Origin of the sequence: Microbulbifer sp. A4B17, assembly GCF_003076275.1 — a bacterium.
Taxonomy (GTDB): Bacteria; Pseudomonadota; Gammaproteobacteria; order Pseudomonadales; family Cellvibrionaceae; genus Microbulbifer.
This window is the reverse complement of record NZ_CP029064.1, coordinates 1,177,471-1,196,007: the sequence shown is the minus strand read 5'-3', so window position 1 is coordinate 1,196,007 and position 18,537 is coordinate 1,177,471. Positions and strand designations below refer to the sequence as shown.

Sequence of the window (18,537 nt, the reverse complement as noted above, 5' to 3'; positions counted from 1 at the left end):
CAAAATAATAAAACTAATTCGCCCTCTCGCACTCTTTATATTACGGATCAAAGAGCGCAGGTCACCCCTTGAAGATCAGGCACGTTGCAGTCACATTTTTAATACTTATCGTAGCTTTTGTGGGGCTCGTATATGTATACAATTACCGCCTGACCCAGAGCATTAAATTTAATGCTTACCCGGTTACAGATGAGTTTATCGACAGTAATGAATCCCTCAAAGAAAAAGACACTATTAGAATCCTGATTATAGACGGAGGGGGTATACGTGGATTGATACCACTCTATGTCATTAAACATATCGAAGAGCACACAGGTAAGCCTATTGATGAGTTGTTTGATGTTTTTAGTGGGGTATCTACTGGTGCTATCATTGCCTCCGGCCTAAATGTGACCCATGCACCTTTTAAGACCAACCATCCTGAAAACACCAACCCTCAGTCACACACCGAGGCAATTATTGATATCTATAAAAATGAAAGTAAATACTTATTCTCAACACCTTGGTATCACAAATTATTGACTGGGAATGGATATTTCTCCCCTCGCTTTAGCGGCGAACGATTACGCGACACTATGGAGAAACATTATACCGACGAAACCAATTTCACCGACCTGAAAAACTACGTGATCATACCTTCTCTCAATATCCATACAGGTCAGCTACATCTTTTTAAAAATCGCGGAGAAGAGGTTAAAAAACTACCCACAGATACTCTGTACCAACTAGTCACAGCTGCAGCTAGTGCGGAAACCCTTTTCCCTCCTGTCGATTTTATGACCACTGGCCGGGATGTTCATCACCGTTATTATGCCGATGCAGGCATATATGCAAACAACCCCACCAGTATTATATTGAATGACATTATTGAGGAGTTTCCTGGAAAAAAATATTATGTACTAATTCTTGGGGCCGGTACATCCCCTCTGAATACAATGGAAACCAACTATCGGAGCTTGAAAAACTGGGGGAAAATTAACTGGATTCAGGATCTCATATCAAATGTTCAAAGATCCATGGATGACCAGCAATTATACACACTGAAAATTGCACAATCTCTCAGCTCTGAAGGGAAAATCAATTATAACTACTTGAACGTTGAAATTATCGACCCTTATGTTGACCCATTTGACTACAAATCAATTGACAGCTTGAAGGTTCTAGCAGACAGACTTATCTGTGAAAACCAAACGGAAATTAACCAGGTAGTTACCAACCTCAAGAAAAATGGGTAATAATTGCTCAAAAAGTGTTTTCACATTGCAGATTGATTTTTTAACTTAACAGGGTAAGCATAACTATTTACTAGAGAATATTTAACAGATAAGGTTATTGAAAACAATCTGCATAAATAGAATCTTGGTATGCAAAAAATAAATTATTTACTAAAATTTATACTTTCGTTTTACTTACTATATTTTACCACCTCCACCTATGCTGATTCTACAAACAGGCTAATAAAACAGATCATGGAAGATCGCCATATTCCAGGATTGCAACTAGCAGTGATAAAAATGGGGAAATCGTTAAGAAGAGAAATTATGGATTTGCTGAAATACAACATAAGGTATCCGTTAAAGAGAATACTGTCTTCCCTATAAACTCCATGACCAAAGCGTTTACGGGTGTGGCACTGGTACAACTTTCTGAACAGGGGAAGTTGTCATTCGATGATGAGATAGGCAAACATATTGCTGATCTACCCGAGGAATGGAAATCAATCAGCATTCAACAGTTGATGACCCATACTTCGGGGCTTCCTGAAATACTTAGTGGGTATAGAGCTGATCTCATAGTGCGGGGTAATCCAGAGACTTTAATAATTATGAAAATGGATACGCAACAGGCTGGCAGGCTATAGACAGGAAAAGGCATAGAGCGGTTAGCACTAGTGGTGGAAATGCTGTCACAATGATCCACTATCCAAAGGACAATGTATCAATTGTAGTTCTCACTAACTTACTTGGCAGATTACCTATTCAGTTCGTAGATGATATTGCAGAAAATTACATCCCAAATTTCGAAATCTATAAATTGCCACCAGTGTCTCAGTAAAGAGTCAACAATATGAATTAATCGGCATTCTTTTTAGTAGAAACCAATAGGATTACAGCTCCGTGAGAATGTCACTTATAAGATATAGAAGGGTTTAGCTATGGGAGCTTGGTCAGAGGACGCTTTTGGAAATGATGCTGCTTGCGATTGGTCAGGTGAATTTCTGGACAATCCGGGACTTGAAAAAGTTAAACAGGCAATAGATATTGATTTAATGTCAGAGGACTACTTGGAATATGATGATGCATGTGCCGCACTAGTTGCATGTGAGATTATTGCAAGGTTAAAGGGAAACTGGGGTAAGAAAAGCGCTTATTCCGAAGCTATCGATAACTGGGTAGAAACTTCAGATATTGTCCCCGATAAGCAGCTTACAAATAAAGCTGTTGATACCATAGCCCGAATTGTTGGAGAAAATTCAGAACTCAGAGAATTGTGGGATGAAGATGGCGAAAATGTAAAGTGGCATTTTGAGATGGACAACTTACTAGTACGTATTAATGACTAGTAGAAGGCGACACTAGTCAACCTCAATAAACGCATGGTGCTTCATCCTGTTGATGGAGCACCAGTTCCCACATGCAAGGTTCCCTAGCAACGGGCAAAAGGAATAGTAACGACTAACTCTCTTAGCGAAGAGTAAATAATTTACAGCCAAACCTGGCTTAGAAAGTATGGCATCATCCAGGACATAGTTATCATAATCTGGGCAGGATAAAATGAAATTGACCAAGGATATAGGTCGCCAGCAATGAACAAACGCCTTATTAATCTCGATGTACTACGGGGGCTGGCTGCAACATTGGTTGTCTGGCAACACAGTAGTGAAGTGTTTATCCGCAACCCCTATGTCGAACAGCACGGTAGTCTGTTGGCTGAGTTTATCAGTCAATTGGATTTTGGCCGGATAGGAGTGCTTTGCTTTTTCCTGATTTCCGGCTTTGTCATTCCCCATAGCCTTCTCGCATCAAACCGTCCTCTTAAAAGCTTTGCTACTCGCCGCTTCTTCCGCTTGTACCCGGCTTATTGGCTATCCATGATTGTAACAATTGGCTTGGCATGGTTATTAGCTGACCGGACATTCTCTGCAAGTACCGTCCTGGCCAATACCACAATGCTGCAAGCTCTTATGGGTTTTGAAAGTGTCCAGACTCTCTATTGGACCCTTACCGCAGAACTGATTTTCTATAGTCTTTGCGCTCTGATGTTTCGTCTGCGGCTTTTAGGGAACCCGAGTTACCTACTCATGATGTGCTGGGGAGCGCTATCGACGTTTGTCTGTCTACAACTTTTGGGGCTAGCGCCCACCCCCTTATCCCAGCTGCCCGCGACTACCACCTACCTACCCTTTGCTATTGCGGTGATGTTCTGCGGTACTCTGATCAGGTACTACTACGAAACAAAGTGCGGCTTCCGCTATTTGCTCTGGGGGCTACTTTCCACATTCTGTATTCCGCTACTCGTTGTAGTCTTATACCTGATAGGTAGATCGATCAGCGAAACTCCTTTTCGCTTTGCATCATCTCACTTCATTGCTTTGGTTATCTTTCTCGCTTTCCTATTACTCCCAATGAAGCCTGTGCGACATTTAGCAGCTTTGGGCACTATCAGCTACTCCATTTACTTATTTCATTTGACCATTGTCTTTCTCGGCAGCTGGGCGATAGCCCAACCTTGGGGGGAAGGATTTGCAAGCTTTTCTCTGTCAGCTGTCCTTCTAGTAGTAACCCTACTTAGCTTTACTCTGGCAGCAGCAGTTTATTGGTTGGTGGAGAGGCCCTGTATGCGTCTTGGGCGCTATTTGAGCGATCGAAGTAACGTACTAAATAGATCAGGGAATATGATTAGAGAGAGTTAGCGCGTAGAACTTTGGGAGTTCGAAAGGAACCGGAATTGGAAAACAGCTGCAGACCAATAAGTCTACAGCTGTTTTTAATAACTACTACCGATTGATTACTGTGCCCACAGTAAGCTGACAGCAATAGTCCACATCATAATACCCACCAATACATCAAGTACCTGCCAGGTTCTGGGGTTTTTAAACAGTGGCTGCATCATGCTGCCACCCACAGAGAGGAGAGTGAACCACAACAGTGAGGCACTACATGCACCCAGCACAAAGAACCAGGACCCATTACCTGCATACTGGGCCCCTACTGAGCCGATAAGTACAACCGTATCCACATAGGCATGCGGGTTCAGCAATGTTAAAGCTACCGCAGTAATCAAGGCTGAACGGCGGGATTTCATCCGCTCTTTTTGGTCGCCCAAGCCTTTATTGGTAAGGGCGGAACGGAATGCCATGGCACCGTAGGAGAAAAGGAAAGCAGCACCGAGCCAGGTTAGCCAGATCATCCAATCGCCACCCGCTTGTGCGAGATTTGCAACCAGGAACACACCACCAGTAATTAAGGCAATATCCATCAGTACGCATAATGCTGCGATACTAAAGTGATATTGACGACGGATACTCTGCGTTAACAGAAACGCATTCTGCGCTCCAATCGCCATAATCAAACTGATGGTAGTTAAAAAACCTTTTGCGAGCGGTGCCAGCAACAACCCTGAGAACACAATGCCTCCTGTATTTCATTTTCTAATTTGGAAGTGCCCGCAGGGCTGCGGGCCTGAATAGTGGCGCGAGATTAAGAGGCAAACTAGAATAAGTAAACTTAATTATACTGATCCCTCATAAGTAATTCTTATGTTAGACCTAAAGCAACTCCAAGCCTTTGCCTTTGTGGTGGAGGAACGCAGTTTTGACAAAGCCGCAGCCTTACTCCACGTGAGTCAGTCTGCGATTTCCCAACGAATCAAGTCCCTGGAGAGCCAGGTGGGCCAGGCGCTACTGATCCGCTCCAATCCTTTACGCCCCACTGAAGCAGGCCTCAAAGTACTGGGGTACTACCAGCAAATGCATTTGTTACAGCAGGAGCTTCTCACTGATATCGACCCTGAGGGGGGAAAGACCCGCTATAGCAACCAGAACAAGGTTCGTATCGCACTGAATTCAGATAGCTTGGATACCTGGTTCCTCTCCGCCATCACACCATTGATTCGATCCCAGCAGCTTTTGGTGGACCTGAAAGTAGACGACCAGGAGGCCACTCATGAGTTGTTGAAGAATGGGGAAGTAATTGGCTGTATCAGCTCCACAACCAGTAATCTTCAGGGGTGCCAATCAGTACTGCTTGGTCATATGGCCTACTACCCGGTTTGTACCAGGTCTTTTAAGAAAAAGTTTTTCTCAGACCCCATTCATGTTGATGAATTTCGCTATGCCCCGGCAGTGGAGTTCAACTATAAGGATCGGCTACAGAGCCGCTACCTGAAAAAATTCTGGGGTGTGGAAACCGGCCAGTATCCGTCCCACGAAATACCTTCTTCCAAGAGCTTCCTCAGCTTCTTAACCTTGGGGTTGGGTTGGGGAATGGCGCCGGATATTCAGGTAGCCAGCCTGCTAAAAAGTGGAAAGTTGGTCAAACTCGCAGAAGACCAGTGTTTGGAGATTCCTCTTTACTGGCATGTTTGGAATTTAAAATCGAAGTTGATCAAGCAGATTACTATCAACCTCACGGAGCAAGCTCAAAAGGCTTTGCAACAGTCGTAACTTGAACACAGGATTTATATTTTAATGATGGTGCAACTGCCAAGAGGGACAGTAATCCAGCCGCAGTTCACCATTTTCCAGCTGCTTCAGGATTGAGAGTGCTTGACGGTATATTGCCCTGTTTTCCTTGTGCCTAACGTTTAGATTTTTAAAGTCCTGATAAGCTTGCTGATAAATTTGTTTAGCTTCGTCAGTCAATAAGAAACGAATGATATGGTCGCCATGCTGTAATTCATAGGCAAAGTAAGCCCCGTCCAGCTGTTCTCTCTTTAACAACTTCGAAGGTTCTGAAGTTATACGACGAGTATAATAATTCGCAGGTTTATCCACGATACACTGCGAATCTTCTCCGCCACAGCTCTCATTAGAGCTCTGCTTTAGTCGTTCTATACTTTGACCATAATCGGGATCAGTCTGTCCGTAGACAACTCGCAAAACCCCAAGGAAAGTCATCATGCCACTACACATCATACAGGGCTCTAATGTGGTATAAATCGCAACATTGGCATGAGTCAGATATTGAGTTTTTTGCCCGAGACATTTTTCAGCCAGGCACTGTTGCATTAAACGGACTTCAGCATGCTGGGTTTTGTCATTGCAAATTGAAACTGAATTAAGCTGGACAGCCGCTACTCTCTTGACACTATCATCAAATAAGACTGCGCCAATATTATGACCTCTCTTATCTTGATCTGTAGGGTTTACCCAATCCTGAAAAACTACGGAATAAGCGAAAAGCATCAGTAAGTTGTCCTGCTCATCCCGAATACTTTCCCCCCTAATGCTCTTACTCTCCGCTAATGCCTCTATAGAAAATTTTGGCATTAACAAAAATAGCAGTAAAAAAAACAACACTTTATTTTTACTATAACTCTTAATTTTTTTGATATTTAAGAGCCTAATTAGAGCCATTTCTCCATTTCACCAATAATAAAGCGGACTCTGGCGGATACGACCTGAGTGCGCCTAAGTGCCAAAAAAAGCGTTTCACTAACGGGCTTCTCAAGGCTGTGCGCCTTGATTAATTTCGGTCTTCGAAATGCATTGACCGCATAGGACGGTAAAACAGTAAATCCCAAACCCATGCCAACGGGCTCCAGTATCAAGCTGATTTGGTTGGAAAACCCTTTTTGCTGGAAAACATTTAGATTTCGAAATTGTGGGAAGTTTGCCCCCAATAATAGACTCGCATGATGTATACCATCAGGATGACCTATATACCCCAACGCCAAAAGCTTTTCCCAGTCAGGGGATACCACTTCAGCGGGCGTCACTAGCAGTAGTTTTTCACTAGCGATAGGCCTGCTGTCAATTTCCTCCACCTGTGAAGGACTTGTCATTAACCCTATATCAACATCATTTTCTACAATGGCTTTCTCCACATCCAGGTTTGGCGCAAAGCGGCAGCTTATTGCTAATCCCCTGTGGAGCTTCTGCAAGGATAAAAGCTTTGGATAGAGCTTCAACCCCACACTTCCGGGACACATCACTCGTACAACCCCACGGTGAGGCGGGTCCTCACCAACAATTTGTCCCAAATTAGAGAGCTTTTGCACAATCCCCTGCCCTTCACAGTAGAGACGGTCGCCAGCATCAGTGAGAGTGAAGTGCTTGCCCTTCCTGACCAACAGGGCGACACCCAAGTGCTCCTCTAGCTTGCGTATATGCTGGCTGACACCAGACTGAGTCATATGTAAACGGTCCGCAGTGCGGGTGAAGTGTCCCTCTTCGGCTAGCGTGCAAAAGCTCCGCAACCACACTGGATTAATCATTACGAAAATTACTCAAAAATATAATAAATGATAATTATACGTAATAACTCAATGGATGTAACTTAGCCGGCATTCAACAAAGGAGATAGCAATGAGTAGCGTGTACCCGAGAACCTTCTCCCATATAGGTATTTCAGTGCCAAATCTTGAGGAGGCTGTTAAGTTCTACACTGAGGTATTGGGCTGGTATCTGATTATGAAGCCCACAGAAATCCATGAAGACAAAAGTGCCATCGGTGAAATGTGCACCGATGTTTTTGGTCCTAACTGGGGCAGCTTCCGCATTGCCCACTTATCCACTGGAGATCGGATCGGAATAGAATTGTTCCAGTTTAACAATCAGGAAAACCCTAAGGACAACTTCGAGTATTGGAAAACAGGAATCTTTCACTTCTGTGTACAAGATCCCAATCTGGAAGAACTGGCAGAGAAAATTGTAGCCGCAGGCGGCAAAAAGCGTATGCCTGAACCCCGCTATTATTACCCTGGGGAAAAACCATACCGTATGATTTATATGGAAGATCCATTCGGTAATATTCTGGAACTTTACAGCCACAGCTATGAATTAATCTACAGTGCAGGTGCCTATTAATTAATTTTCCAAAGCCCTCTCAAATGCCGGTGACCACCGGCATTTTATGTGGGAAGTCTCTGAGCCAGATTTTTCTAATCTTTCCGGTTTCGCGATATAAACACCGACATTGCTATGCAATGCTCTACAGGCAGGCCTCAATCCGCCACTATATTTTTGACATGCCGCAGAACAAAAATCGATACCATTAATGCCAGAATGCTGCAAACAGCGATAACGCGGACCAATGGCTCGGGAGTGCCGTCAAATATTAGGCTGACTATAATAATCGATACCGCACCCATGGATAATTGTAATGCCCCTCCCAGAGATGACGCGGTTCCTGCAATAGGTCCGTGTTGCTCCAGAGATAAGATAAGTACAGTGGGAAGTACAAGCCCCAAAAACATATTGCATATCATCAACATCAACATCAATAATACAAACTGATCAAAGCCTGCTGTAACCAGCAGGTACATAACAGTTGAACTTAGGGCAAAACCAGCCACTCCCCATTTAACCAGCCTTACCGGACCAAAATGCGAACCGAAATTAGCTGCAAACTGGCTCGATAAGAAAAAGCTAATAGCATTTAAAGCAAAAGCCAAACTGAACTGAGTGGGATGCAATCCATAGTATTCCATATATAAGAATGAGGCCGATGCAAGAAAAGCAAAGAAACTGGAAAAACCAAACCCTCCAATACTTATCAATCCCAGATAAATAGGATCGCGCAGTAGTACCGCAAAGGCCCCCAACAAGGCATCCAGTTTAAATGGAACTCTATTTTTTTTACTTAAAGTTTCGGGAAGAGTGGATATCGCTAATAGCAGGCTTAAAAATGTTGCAATAGAAATACCAATAAATACACTTCGCCAACCAAAGTGAACCAATAGCAAGCTGCCTATCAAGGGAGCTAACATAGGTGAAATAGAAAATACCAACATTACTGTAGTTAAAAGACGGGTTGCCTGTTTCCCCGTATAGAAGTCCCGAATAACAGCCCGGGGAATAGACATCACTGCAGCCGCACCAACTCCTTGAAAGAACCGGAAAATTATCAACCATTCAATAGTTGGGGCTAAAGCACAGCATATTGAAGCGATGGTAAAAAGCGATAAGCCAAAATATAGCGGCGGCTTGCGGCCGAACATATCTGAAGTGGGACCATAGAGAATCTGACATGCCCCAAATGCAACAAAGTAGGCCATCAGAGTATATTGCGCGACCCGTGTTGAAGTATCGAGGGCTTTCGTTATGTCCGGTAGTGCGGGAAGATACATGTCAATGGCCATAGGGCCGACGGAGCTCAAGAGCCCCAGTACCAATGCCATTTTGATAAAGCCTGGGTTCATCCACAGTCCCTATTTAGCCCTACCCTGGAGCCCTGCCTCCAATTAGCTTCTCTCTGCGTTTCGGACTGACAGGTCAAACCTTATCTTTGCTCAGTAGAGTTTTATTTAAGGCCAGAAGATCAGCGGAGCAAAAAGCCAATGTCGCTTTCTATACCGCTCGTAAACGGTATTATTGATGAAGTGTCTGTTTTAACCACCGAGACCCTGCAGGTCACTATTGATCGCTGGCTTGCCGCCAATTCCTCAAGTTGGGACAGCCCTGTCATTCTAGCAATTATGGTGGGTCAGTAATTGTTGTCTCGCTCTGTGGCCTCTACCAGCAACAGACCTGAACGGCACACGCTATCTACAACTAAAAGACAGCGCCTGCGCCTTCCATTAAGCTCAAGGCGTCCGATTGCTCCACGCGGCCGCCGTCGGCAGCCTTACATCGCCAACACCCCTTGTTGGGTTATTACGCTGCAACCAAATAGTGAGGGCGTCGATCTCCTGCTTAGTGCCGGAAAAATACAACGGCTGCATATCAACACGATTGAGGGAATCGATGGGCGCTCAGGTATTCCTGAATTAGAGGCAGATGAGCAAATCGCGACTAACATCACCCGCTGGCGCCATTTATGCGAGCTCAAAAGCTCGGAAATTGGATGTTACCTTGCCCACTTGAGAGCCATTCGTCGGGCATATCACTCCGGTTTAGACAGAGTCTGTATTCTTGAAGACGATGTACAGCTGGAGCCCTCATTCGGTCGCATTCTCTCAGAGCTGGAACAACTACCTGAAAACATTGAGATGGTTCGCCTGATGGGTCTGAAGATACGCAAGCGAAAAGTCGTTCAGGTATTAAACGATGGTGTTCACCAACTAGTTCGACCAGAACGGGGGTGGTGCGGAGCCCAGGGATACCTGATCAATCGTGCGGGTATGGAGAAAGTCTTAAATTATGCCAACCGTATTTTCGAACCCATCGACAAAGTATTCGATCACTTCTGGCAATTTGATCTGAGATTATATGGTGTTGAGCCACACCTTCTCTGGGAGAATGAACACATCTCCAATATTGTTAAATCCAATATCCACCGGACTAAAGTCGCCCAATGGCTCTATTGGCTGCATCCATTTGGAAAGCTTTGGCGCAGTATTGGAAGGCATGCATATTTGTGGCAACACTCTAAAGAATTTTACCCCGCAGAAAAGCCCAAGCAACGTATAGGGCGTACAGCGCGGATTAAACCTTAAGGAGCCTGTAATTAATTCTCCCAATAGCGTTGCATTTTTAAAAACATAAATGACGCTGTCCAGGTAATCATCACCAATCCCGTGAGGGCTTCCAGTCCAGCGGTAAAACGCAAATGTCCCAGAGGCTCAATATCACCAAAACCCAGTGAGGTATATGTGGTGAATGAGAAATAGGCACAGTCGAGCAGGCTGCCATTAAAGTTACCCACCAAAGTGCCAAAATAGGGCGAATTCACCATAAAGTAGTAGCAGTAAGCAAAAAGCCATATTTCAGCCACATGAGCGATCAGAGCACCAAACACCCCCAGGACAATCGCCAGGTTATGCTTGATCGGTATCCAGCGCCCGATGCGGGCAAGGGCACTCAACACTTCGTGGTGAATCAGGACGACGGTGGCGACAACGATTGAGTTCACCACAAAAGCGAATGCCAGATCAGCGTCGATCATGAAAGAACTCGCGCACTAATTTGCTTGCCTCTTCCGCCATGACTCCCGACTCCACCGTAATCTTATGATTGAAAAAACTGGCCTGCGCCAATTCCAGCTGGCTCTCAACAACACCGGCCCGGGGCTCGGTGGCGCCGTATACCAACCGCCCTACCCGCGCATGTACCAGCGCGCCAAAGCACATAGTACAGGGCTCAATCGTGACATATAAAGTGGTGTTTGGCAGGCGATAATTCTGTTGCTTATCTGCCGCTTGCCGCAGGGCGACGATTTCTGCATGGGCACTGGGGTCACAATTCCCAATTGGCCGGTTGCTGCCCTCGCCGATGATTTTTCCTTCCTGTACCAAAACTGCACCCACCGGTACTTCACCGCGCTCAGCTGCGAGCTGTGCAAGCTCCAGTGCTCGCCGCATAAATCCAAAGTCTCTGGGAGTCGCCATAAAGCTTCTCTTTCTACCTCTACCTTATCTCTGTCAAACGCCTCATTCGAGAGCTGTGCTAATAACAATGAATGAGTATCAGTTATGTTTTATAAAGCGACGAATGACAAAGTCCGCCTCCAGCTCCAGGCTATCGCGTTCTTCTAATTTCTGTCGTTCCTCACGATTTCCCTTCCAGGCAAAAGGCGTCATAGAGAGAAAATCTGAAATGGCTTGCTTTCCTTGCAGTACGAAAGGGAAACAGCAGCGCATGTCAACTTCCGGCGTCAATTTCTCGATCACCTTGGGTGCCAGATGTTTACGGGGTTCTTTATATAGGTACTTCTTCAATGTCCACAAGTGATCTGGGCCTGGCGATACATCCACCAGGTGGCCACCGGTTTTTATCACCCGCTCCATCTCATGATCTGGGGCCGGGGCAAAAATCTTCAGCAGGTTATCCACCGACTCTGAGACCACGGGCAAATTCACAGTGCTGGCAACTACAAACTGAGCGCCACTATCGCGCTTGGCCGCCATACGTACCCCGGATTTGGAGATATCGATACCGGAAAGGCTGTGACCATGCCAGCCAGCAGACTCAAGCTCCCGCAGGTAATACCCTTCTCCACAACCAATATCCAGTAAACGGCGGCCAGGCTTATAGGGCAAAAGCGCCGAAATACTATCAACCAGGGGGCGATAGTAACCGGCGTGAAGAAAGCGCCGCCGCGCGTGAAGCATCTCCGAGGAGTCGCCGGGGTCTTTGCGGCGCTTGCGATAAACGGGCAACAAATTGACGTAACCCTCACGCGCGCGATCAAAACTATGTCGATTGGTACAGTGCCAAGTATCTTTACCTAAAGTTAAGGGGGCAGCACAGAGTGGGCATTGCCAGATCATTCAACTTCCTGAGTGTGTCTATTCTCTTCTACAAACGAGCGCGGAGTTCGCTGCAAAATCATATCTGCCGCCTTCTCCGCAATAGCGATCACAGGCGCATTGGTATTGCCACTGATCAGGGTGGGCATTATGGAGGCGTCCACAACCCTCAGTCCATCCACTCCGTGTACTTTTAACTCGTTATCCACTACAGCTAATTCATCATCCCCCATCCGGCAAGTGCCTACAGGATGGTAGATGGTTTCTGCATGCTGGCGAATATAGTGGATGATTGAATCCCTATCACTCAACTTCTGCTCTGGGCGCAAGGACTTTTTCTGGTAGCGACTCAGTTCCTCCTGGGCGAGGATATCCTGTGCCATTTCAAACGCCTCCACCATGACCTGCAAATCCTCGGGCTCGCTCAGGTAGTTGGGCTCGATTCTCGGCAGTTTGCGTGGGTCACTGGATTCCAAGGTGATCTCACCGCGACTCTTGGGCCTCAAGGCACAGGCATGGAGGGAGTAACCATAACAGGTACGTTTATTAAGCCCATGCTGGAAGGTCGGCACCGCCGTCATATGGAATTGAATATCCGGGTTGCCCCCAGCCAAACTGGAACTGGCAAAGCCCCCTGCCTCAGCCACATTATTAGTCAAAGGCCCTTTATTTAAAAAGATCAGTTCTGGCAGCCGCAGAGCGGTAAGCAATTTTGGCCATAACGCTTCAGAAAAACTAACCGGTTCAGAGGCTTCCATCACCTGGATAATATCCAGGTGATCCTGCAGATTCTTGCCGACACCAGGTAAATGAGTCTGAGACGTCAATCCAAAGTTACGCAATTGGTCCTGGTCCCCAATACCGGACAGCAACAATAACTGTGGTGACTGGATAGCACCGGCACTTAGAATCACTTCTTTATTCGCCAGGATTCTAGTTCCGTCCAGCAGTTCGACGCCGGCCGCTTTTTCCCCTCTGAGAATAATTCGCGCTACCTGACTGTTAGTGCGCACACGCAAGTTGGAGCGACTGGCAATTGGGTGTAGATAGGCCGTCGCTGCGGAGCAGCGGCGCCCGCGCCGCTGTGTCACCTGGTAAAATCCCACCCCATTTTGCTGGCTGCCATTAAAGTCATTATTTAGCCGGTGTCCAAGGGACTCTGCAGCCCGTACAAAAGCATGACCAGAACGGGTTTTCCACTTCAGGTCCGATACCGACAGTGGGCCATAGCCACTGTGATGTGCATCAGTGCCCCGCTCATTGCCCTCCGACATCAGGAAATAGGGCAATAAACCCTGCCAGCCCCAACCGGGATTACCCGCTGCTTCCCAGCCATCATAATCGTCGCTATTACCGCGAATATAAACCATGGCATTGATCGAACTGCTACCACCCAGGGTCCTGCCCCTCGGCCAAAACAATTTCCTGTCATTCAGGTGCTTTTGTGGCGTGGTATGGTGGTGTAGGTTATAGCGAGTACCCGGTAACAACTCGCCAATACCCACAGGAATGGAGATTAGAGGGCTCCGATCTTTGGGACCCGCTTCCAGGAGGCAAACTCGATTCTGCTCTTCGGCACTAAGCCGGTTTGCCAAAACACAACCGGCGGAGCCGGCACCTACGATCACATAATCAAAAATCATTTGAGTGGACATGGGACCTCAGCACCTTTTTAGCTGGATGGTCTGCTGACGGTACACTCAAGCCGTGAATAATGACAGGCTGGAGGTCACCCAAGCATGCCCAATTCCGAATTCAGTGATGATCAAGTACTCAACTGCTGGCATAAGAATGCTCATGAGTGGACTAAAGTAGTAGACAATGCCGCCATTCCCAGCCGCCGACTGGTTACTGATGCCGCAATTGTCAGCACCATCATTGCGCACCAGCCTGAGAACATTTTGGATATCGGCTGCGGTGAAGGCTGGCTCAGTAGAAAATTCGCTGAACAAGGCATTCGGGTCTGTGGTATCGATGGCGTTAAAGATTTAGTGGATATTGCCAGCGCCCGTGCAGGTGCCAATGAGTCTTATCGACATCTGCAATACGAGGAAATTTGTGCCGAAGAGCTGGAACAAAAGTTTCAACTTATGGTGTGTAACTTTTCCCTGATCGGAAAGGATTCTGTCGAGCAACTTTTCAGCAACGCCCGTGAACTGCTGTTACCCGGCGGGCATTTTATTATCCAAACCCTCCACCCCCATCAGGCCTGTGGTGATCAACCCTACCGGGACGGATGGCGCCCGGGTTCGTGGGAAGGTATTGAGGGGGATTTTGACGAAGCAGCCCCCTGGTATTTCCGCACTCTGGAGAGCTGGATTCAATTATTTCACGACAACGGTTTTGCTATAGAAAGAATAAGCGAGCCCAAAGCCGATATCCTGTCACCCCCATCTTCACTGATCATTTGCGCCAAAATAATGCAGTAGTGCATCTTGGCACTATTTCCTGGCATCTGAACCCCGGCCAGGTAGAAAGAGGAGCAATTCAAGACGATTTTTTCATCAGCTCTGGCACCGAAATATCAAAACAATAATAAAAAAACATTGGCGGGCTCCTGCTCACGCTCCCGACCACTTAGACAAAAATGAAAAAGTATCCGTTTTATGCGGCCTCCAAGGAAAGAGCTGACTTTTTTGGACTGTCCAGTAATTGAAGTTGCAACAGCCGCCTAATTTATTCGAAAAAATGCTTTGTTACGGGTGACCCATAATAAATTCAACGACCGCATGCGGCCACTGAAATGACAAGTTGACACCCAGGGGTAAATAGAATGCTACTCTGCAGTTTCCGATTCAGCACCAATCAACTAGTGCCAAAAACCGTTGGCCTGTTTCTACTGCCCGCGTGCTGCGTCTGTTCTGCCGATGATTTGTTTATCCCGGATTCCCATCAAACCCTGAATATGGAATCCGGCAACCTGTTCTTTTCCGATACCGCATTTGCGATGGATAACGAAGCCCTGATCCAGGCCGCCGAGTATCTCCGCACCAACAGTATGAGCAATGTACAGCGGCGCCTGAACTACCAGTGGCTGCAGATGCACACCAACCCAGATAAATTTAAGCCCCTCAACGGAGGCAAAGCGCTGTCCAAAATCCTGCGAATGGGCCTCGAGACCTATAAGGCGCAAAATTCCCGCGCCGCACGCACGGGCTTGCTTCGCTACACCAACAACGAGGGCAAGATTGGCAGCTCGGTGGACTACGGCATCTCCCTGTCCGACGACAAATTCAAGTTCTCTTTTGAACTGGAGTTTTAGCCAGGGAACCTCTGCCTCCTTAAGTCAGGCGCGCTCCCTCTCCTTACCCCCTTACAGGTTTGTTAGAATCTCCGCCACTTAAAACCGGCGGAGATAACCGTGAGTAGCTCGAACACCCCCAAATCCTTTTCTGAACTTCCTGTTGCCGGGGTAGGCAAGCGCCTGGCGGCACTGCTCTACGACCTGCTGATACTGATGGGCCTATTGGTAGTTTACGGCTTTATCGCGATTATGGTCGCGTCGACGGTGGTCGGCCTCAACTGCCAACCCGAAGTGAATGACTATAACCCCTGCGTCAGCGGGCCATTCTTCCAGCTGGGCGCTCTAGCGGTTATTGCAGGGTATTATTTCTGGTCCTGGAGGGCTGCTGGTCAAACTGTGGGGATGCGCGCCTGGCGCCTGCTGCTGGCGAGCCCAAACGGAGCCCAGCTCACTTGGCGCCAGTGTATCCTTCGCGCCATTGTAGCGCCGCTGTCTATTGCCTGTTTGGGACTCGGTTACTTCTCTGCCTGGGCCAGATCCGATAAGGCCACTTGGCATGACCTTATCTCCGAATCCGAAGTGCGCGTACTTCCAAAGAAGTCCAAATAGAAGACTGTGGGCCCTAGCGGGCCCGTTGTAGTAAATACCAGCCAGCGCCAAAGCAAAATAATATCGGCAGCAACACGGCGAGGAAAGGCGGGAAACCAAATACCAGGGAAGATGGCCCCAGCATATCCTGGATAAACTGGAACACCAGGCCAACCACCAGACCGGTAAACACACGCAGCCCGGTGGTCACCTCCCGCAGAGGACCAAAAATAAAGGAGATCGCCACCATCACCAAGCTGGCAATGGTAAGGGGCTGCAATACCTTCTTCCAAAATTGCAGCCAGTAACGGCTGGAGTCCTCACCCTTGCGGTCGAGGAATTTGCCGTAGGCCCACAAGTTGCGTGGCGACAGATCCGCCGGCAGTGGCACCACTAAGGCGAATAACTCCGGTGAAATCTCCGCCTTCCATTCTGTCGTGGGTACCGTTTCACTCTCGGTATGCTCACCGGTAAAGGTGGTAGTGCGGCTATTTTCCAGCTCCCAGCGCTCGCCATCAAAATGGCCGCGCTCAGCAAACTCCACCTGTTCCAGCTCCCGGTTTGCACCAAAGTGGTAACGGGTAACACCGTAGAGTTCGCCATCCGGCAGTGCCGCATTGAAGTGAACAAACTCGCCGCTGTCTTTCAGCCACAGGCCGCTTTCCAAACCGCTCGCCTCCAGCTCACCCAGAGCCCGGGCTTTATCGCTCTCGGCGATCACATTGGTTTTTGGAATAACAAATTCCGCCAGCGCCAACCCCAGTAAAATCAGCAGCATGATGGGTTTCATCACCGCCCAGGCGATACGGCCAATTGACACCCCCGCAGCCCGCATAACGGTCAGCTCACTGGTACCCGCCAGTGAACCCAGCCCCACCAGGCAGCCAACCAGGGCGGAAAAACCCAACTGCTCATAAATACGCGCCGGTAATGTCCAACCCACATACTTCAGGGCATCGACAAAGCCGTAATCCTTCTTCAACTCCCCCAGCTGATCCACCAGGGCAAAGACCACCGTGAGGCCAAGAATAATCATCAGTGCACCACCCACAGCAACTATCACGGTGCGGGCGATATATAGATCGAGCTTACTCACCTGGTGACTCCTTCACACCCTCGGGCAAACGCTTGGGCGGCGCCTTGCGCCAGTTTCTTCCTGCCAACAACAGTAAACCGAGCAACAGGAAAGGCGGATGTACCAACCAGATCATTGCCGGGTTGGAAATCTTACCGTCCTCAATCGCCCCCCTGACACCCTGCAGGATTACCAGGTAGGTGATATACAGCAAAATAGCCGGGATCATCTTCGCAAAACGCCCCTGGCGAGGGTTGGTGCGGGATAGTGGCACCGCTAACACAGCAACCACCAATACCAATATAGGAAGACTGAAACGCCAGTAGAGGTAAGCTCTCTGTTGTGGGTCATCGCCTTTAAGGAGATCCAGGGTTGAAGCCGATTCCATCTGGTCCTGCAGGCGGCTGCGCTCACGAGGCACCTCTAGAATCACCGAGTAACTGTCAAATTTCATCTGGCGGTATTCCCGCTCACCGGGAACACCCTCATAGCGAAAACCGTCGCGCAGTACCAAATAGCGCAGGCCTGTCTCAGGATCTATCTCCTGTACACCTTCACGAGCACGGATGACAATCTGCTGGTCTGCCTCAGTTTCCTCTTCTGCACCACCCAACTCAGCCAGGAACACCCCCAACATGGTGGACTTGTCCTCGCTCAGCGCATCGGCGTAATAAACCGCGCGACCGCCCTGGGAGGACACAAATCTCTTTGGCACCAGATGGTCAAACTCGTTGCGGGCCTTTTCCGCATTTAGCAGGCTGGTGGAACGCGCCATACCCGCCGGGGAAAAATACAGACTCATGGACGCCACCACCAGCGCCAGCATCAGTGCCGGAATCATGGTATAGCCCAGCAAACGCCAGTCACTAAAGCCACAGGCGTGCAGAACGGTCATCTCACTTTCTATATAGAGACGGCCATAGGCGAGGAGAATCCCAACAAACAGGCCCAGCGGTAAAACCAGCTCCAGGAACCCCGGTAAGCGGAATCCCATTAGGGAGAACAGGATATTCGCCGAAATATCACCAGCGGCAGCCTCCGCCAGGTATTTCACGAATCGGCCGCTCATCACAATTAACAGCAAAACTGCGCTGACCGCCAGCGTGGCAAACAGCAGCTCGCGGCAGAGATAGCGAAAAATAATCACAGGGCGAACAAATTCCTTGGTGACAGCGGTGTGATGTTGTCTGAATCAAAAACGAGCAAGTTTCCCTCTAGGTACAGCAATCCATAGACAGGCGGGTTAAACTTGTGCGACGCATTATCACTAAAAATTCTT

21 protein-coding genes are annotated in these 18,537 nt (G+C 47.9%); 11 read left to right on the top strand and 10 right to left on the bottom strand.

The window, feature by feature from the left end:
- The first annotated feature begins 68 nt into the window (after positions 1 to 68).
- The 4 genes from BTJ40_RS05225 (at position 69) to BTJ40_RS05210 (ending at position 3,913) form a co-directional block, all read left to right on the top strand.
- Complete coding sequence (locus tag BTJ40_RS05225) at positions 69 to 1,235, top strand: patatin-like phospholipase family protein (protein ID WP_108732096.1); 1,167 nt, start codon at positions 69 to 71, stop codon at positions 1,233 to 1,235.
- Between the two features lie 257 nt (positions 1,236 to 1,492).
- The gene (locus BTJ40_RS23040; RefSeq protein ID WP_202862896.1) at positions 1,493 to 1,861 is read left to right on the top strand and encodes a serine hydrolase domain-containing protein; all 369 of its coding nucleotides are present in this window, start codon (positions 1,493 to 1,495) and stop codon (positions 1,859 to 1,861) included.
- A gap of 294 nt (positions 1,862 to 2,155) precedes the next feature.
- A complete protein-coding gene (locus BTJ40_RS05215; RefSeq protein WP_108732095.1) occupies positions 2,156 to 2,563 on the top strand; it encodes a DUF4259 domain-containing protein in 408 nt (135 codons plus the stop codon).
- A gap of 243 nt (positions 2,564 to 2,806) precedes the next feature.
- Positions 2,807 to 3,913: an acyltransferase gene (locus tag BTJ40_RS05210; protein WP_108732094.1), complete on the top strand. Its 1,107-nt coding sequence runs from the start codon at positions 2,807 to 2,809 to the stop codon at positions 3,911 to 3,913.
- 95 nt (positions 3,914 to 4,008) lie between these two features.
- Here the strand turns inward: BTJ40_RS05210 and BTJ40_RS05205 are convergent, their stop codons facing one another.
- Positions 4,009 to 4,629 carry a LysE/ArgO family amino acid transporter gene (locus BTJ40_RS05205; RefSeq protein ID WP_108732093.1) on the bottom strand — a complete coding sequence of 207 codons (621 nt, stop codon included), beginning with the start codon at positions 4,627 to 4,629 and terminating at the stop codon, positions 4,009 to 4,011.
- Positions 4,630 to 4,759: 130 nt separating this feature from the next.
- Here BTJ40_RS05205 and BTJ40_RS05200 point away from each other — a divergent pair, with 130 nt between their 5' ends.
- A complete protein-coding gene (locus tag BTJ40_RS05200) occupies positions 4,760 to 5,665 on the top strand; it encodes a LysR family transcriptional regulator ArgP (RefSeq protein ID WP_108732092.1) in 906 nt (301 codons plus the stop codon).
- 21 nt (positions 5,666 to 5,686) lie between these two features.
- On the opposite strand, the gene BTJ40_RS05195 is transcribed toward BTJ40_RS05200, so the two are convergent.
- Positions 5,687 to 6,577 (bottom strand): nucleoside deaminase, encoded by an 891-nt coding sequence (locus BTJ40_RS05195; RefSeq protein WP_108732091.1) that lies wholly within the window; start codon positions 6,575 to 6,577, stop codon positions 5,687 to 5,689.
- A complete protein-coding gene (locus BTJ40_RS05190; protein ID WP_108732090.1) occupies positions 6,568 to 7,437 on the bottom strand; it encodes a LysR family transcriptional regulator in 870 nt (289 codons plus the stop codon). The genes BTJ40_RS05195 and BTJ40_RS05190 overlap by 10 nt, the downstream gene beginning before the upstream one ends.
- Before the next feature lie 91 nt (positions 7,438 to 7,528).
- On the opposite strand from BTJ40_RS05190, the gene BTJ40_RS05185 reads away from it, so the two are divergent.
- A complete protein-coding gene (locus BTJ40_RS05185) occupies positions 7,529 to 8,029 on the top strand; it encodes a lactoylglutathione lyase family protein (RefSeq protein WP_108732089.1) in 501 nt (166 codons plus the stop codon).
- Between the two features lie 137 nt (positions 8,030 to 8,166).
- On the opposite strand, the gene BTJ40_RS05180 is transcribed toward BTJ40_RS05185, so the two are convergent.
- A complete protein-coding gene (locus BTJ40_RS05180) occupies positions 8,167 to 9,363 on the bottom strand; it encodes a multidrug effflux MFS transporter (RefSeq protein ID WP_108732088.1) in 1,197 nt (398 codons plus the stop codon).
- Positions 9,364 to 9,501: 138 nt separating this feature from the next.
- On the opposite strand from BTJ40_RS05180, the gene BTJ40_RS22165 reads away from it, so the two are divergent.
- Together BTJ40_RS22165 and BTJ40_RS05175 are read left to right on the top strand one after the other, a co-directional pair.
- Complete coding sequence (locus tag BTJ40_RS22165) at positions 9,502 to 9,654, top strand: hypothetical protein (RefSeq protein ID WP_157953897.1); 153 nt, start codon at positions 9,502 to 9,504, stop codon at positions 9,652 to 9,654.
- The gene (locus BTJ40_RS05175; RefSeq protein WP_108732087.1) at positions 9,655 to 10,599 is read left to right on the top strand and encodes a glycosyltransferase family 25 protein; all 945 of its coding nucleotides are present in this window, start codon (positions 9,655 to 9,657) and stop codon (positions 10,597 to 10,599) included.
- Positions 10,600 to 10,610: 11 nt separating this feature from the next.
- Here BTJ40_RS05175 and BTJ40_RS05170 read toward each other — a convergent pair whose 3' ends face one another.
- The 4 genes from BTJ40_RS05170 to BTJ40_RS05155 all read right to left on the bottom strand — a co-directional run bounded on the left by BTJ40_RS05170 (position 10,611) and on the right by BTJ40_RS05155 (position 14,006).
- Positions 10,611 to 11,048: an ion channel gene (locus BTJ40_RS05170; RefSeq protein WP_192879377.1), complete on the bottom strand. Its 438-nt coding sequence runs from the start codon at positions 11,046 to 11,048 to the stop codon at positions 10,611 to 10,613.
- Complete coding sequence (gene tadA / locus BTJ40_RS05165; RefSeq protein ID WP_108732086.1) at positions 11,035 to 11,490, bottom strand: tRNA adenosine(34) deaminase TadA; 456 nt, start codon at positions 11,488 to 11,490, stop codon at positions 11,035 to 11,037. The genes BTJ40_RS05170 and tadA overlap by 14 nt, the downstream gene beginning before the upstream one ends.
- Positions 11,491 to 11,568: 78 nt before the next feature.
- Complete coding sequence (locus BTJ40_RS05160; RefSeq protein WP_108732085.1) at positions 11,569 to 12,372, bottom strand: putative RNA methyltransferase; 804 nt, start codon at positions 12,370 to 12,372, stop codon at positions 11,569 to 11,571.
- Positions 12,369 to 14,006 (bottom strand): GMC family oxidoreductase, encoded by a 1,638-nt coding sequence (locus BTJ40_RS05155; protein ID WP_108732084.1) that lies wholly within the window; start codon positions 14,004 to 14,006, stop codon positions 12,369 to 12,371. Before BTJ40_RS05155 ends, BTJ40_RS05160 begins: the two co-directional genes overlap by 4 nt.
- An 84-nt stretch (positions 14,007 to 14,090) precedes the next feature.
- Between BTJ40_RS05155 and BTJ40_RS05150 the strand changes: the two genes are divergently transcribed.
- From BTJ40_RS05150 to BTJ40_RS05140, 3 genes are all read left to right on the top strand, one after another.
- Positions 14,091 to 14,780, top strand: coding sequence for a class I SAM-dependent methyltransferase (locus BTJ40_RS05150; RefSeq protein ID WP_108732083.1), 690 nt, complete (start codon positions 14,091 to 14,093; stop codon positions 14,778 to 14,780).
- Between the two features lie 344 nt (positions 14,781 to 15,124).
- Positions 15,125 to 15,613, top strand: coding sequence for a hypothetical protein (locus BTJ40_RS05145; protein ID WP_108732082.1), 489 nt, complete (start codon positions 15,125 to 15,127; stop codon positions 15,611 to 15,613).
- Positions 15,614 to 15,712: 99 nt separating this feature from the next.
- Positions 15,713 to 16,204 carry an RDD family protein gene (locus BTJ40_RS05140; protein ID WP_108732081.1) on the top strand — a complete coding sequence of 164 codons (492 nt, stop codon included), beginning with the start codon at positions 15,713 to 15,715 and terminating at the stop codon, positions 16,202 to 16,204.
- A gap of 13 nt (positions 16,205 to 16,217) precedes the next feature.
- On the opposite strand, the gene lptG is transcribed toward BTJ40_RS05140, so the two are convergent.
- Together lptG and lptF are read right to left on the bottom strand one after the other, a co-directional pair.
- On the bottom strand, positions 16,218 to 17,279 hold the full coding sequence (lptG, locus tag BTJ40_RS05135; RefSeq protein WP_108732080.1) for an LPS export ABC transporter permease LptG: 1,062 nt from the start codon (positions 17,277 to 17,279) through the stop codon (positions 16,218 to 16,220).
- Entirely contained in the window at positions 17,272 to 18,405 is a 1,134-nt protein-coding gene (gene lptF / locus BTJ40_RS05130; protein ID WP_108732079.1) for an LPS export ABC transporter permease LptF, read from the bottom strand. Before lptF ends, lptG begins: the two co-directional genes overlap by 8 nt.
- Between the last annotated feature and the right edge of the window lie 132 nt (positions 18,406 to 18,537).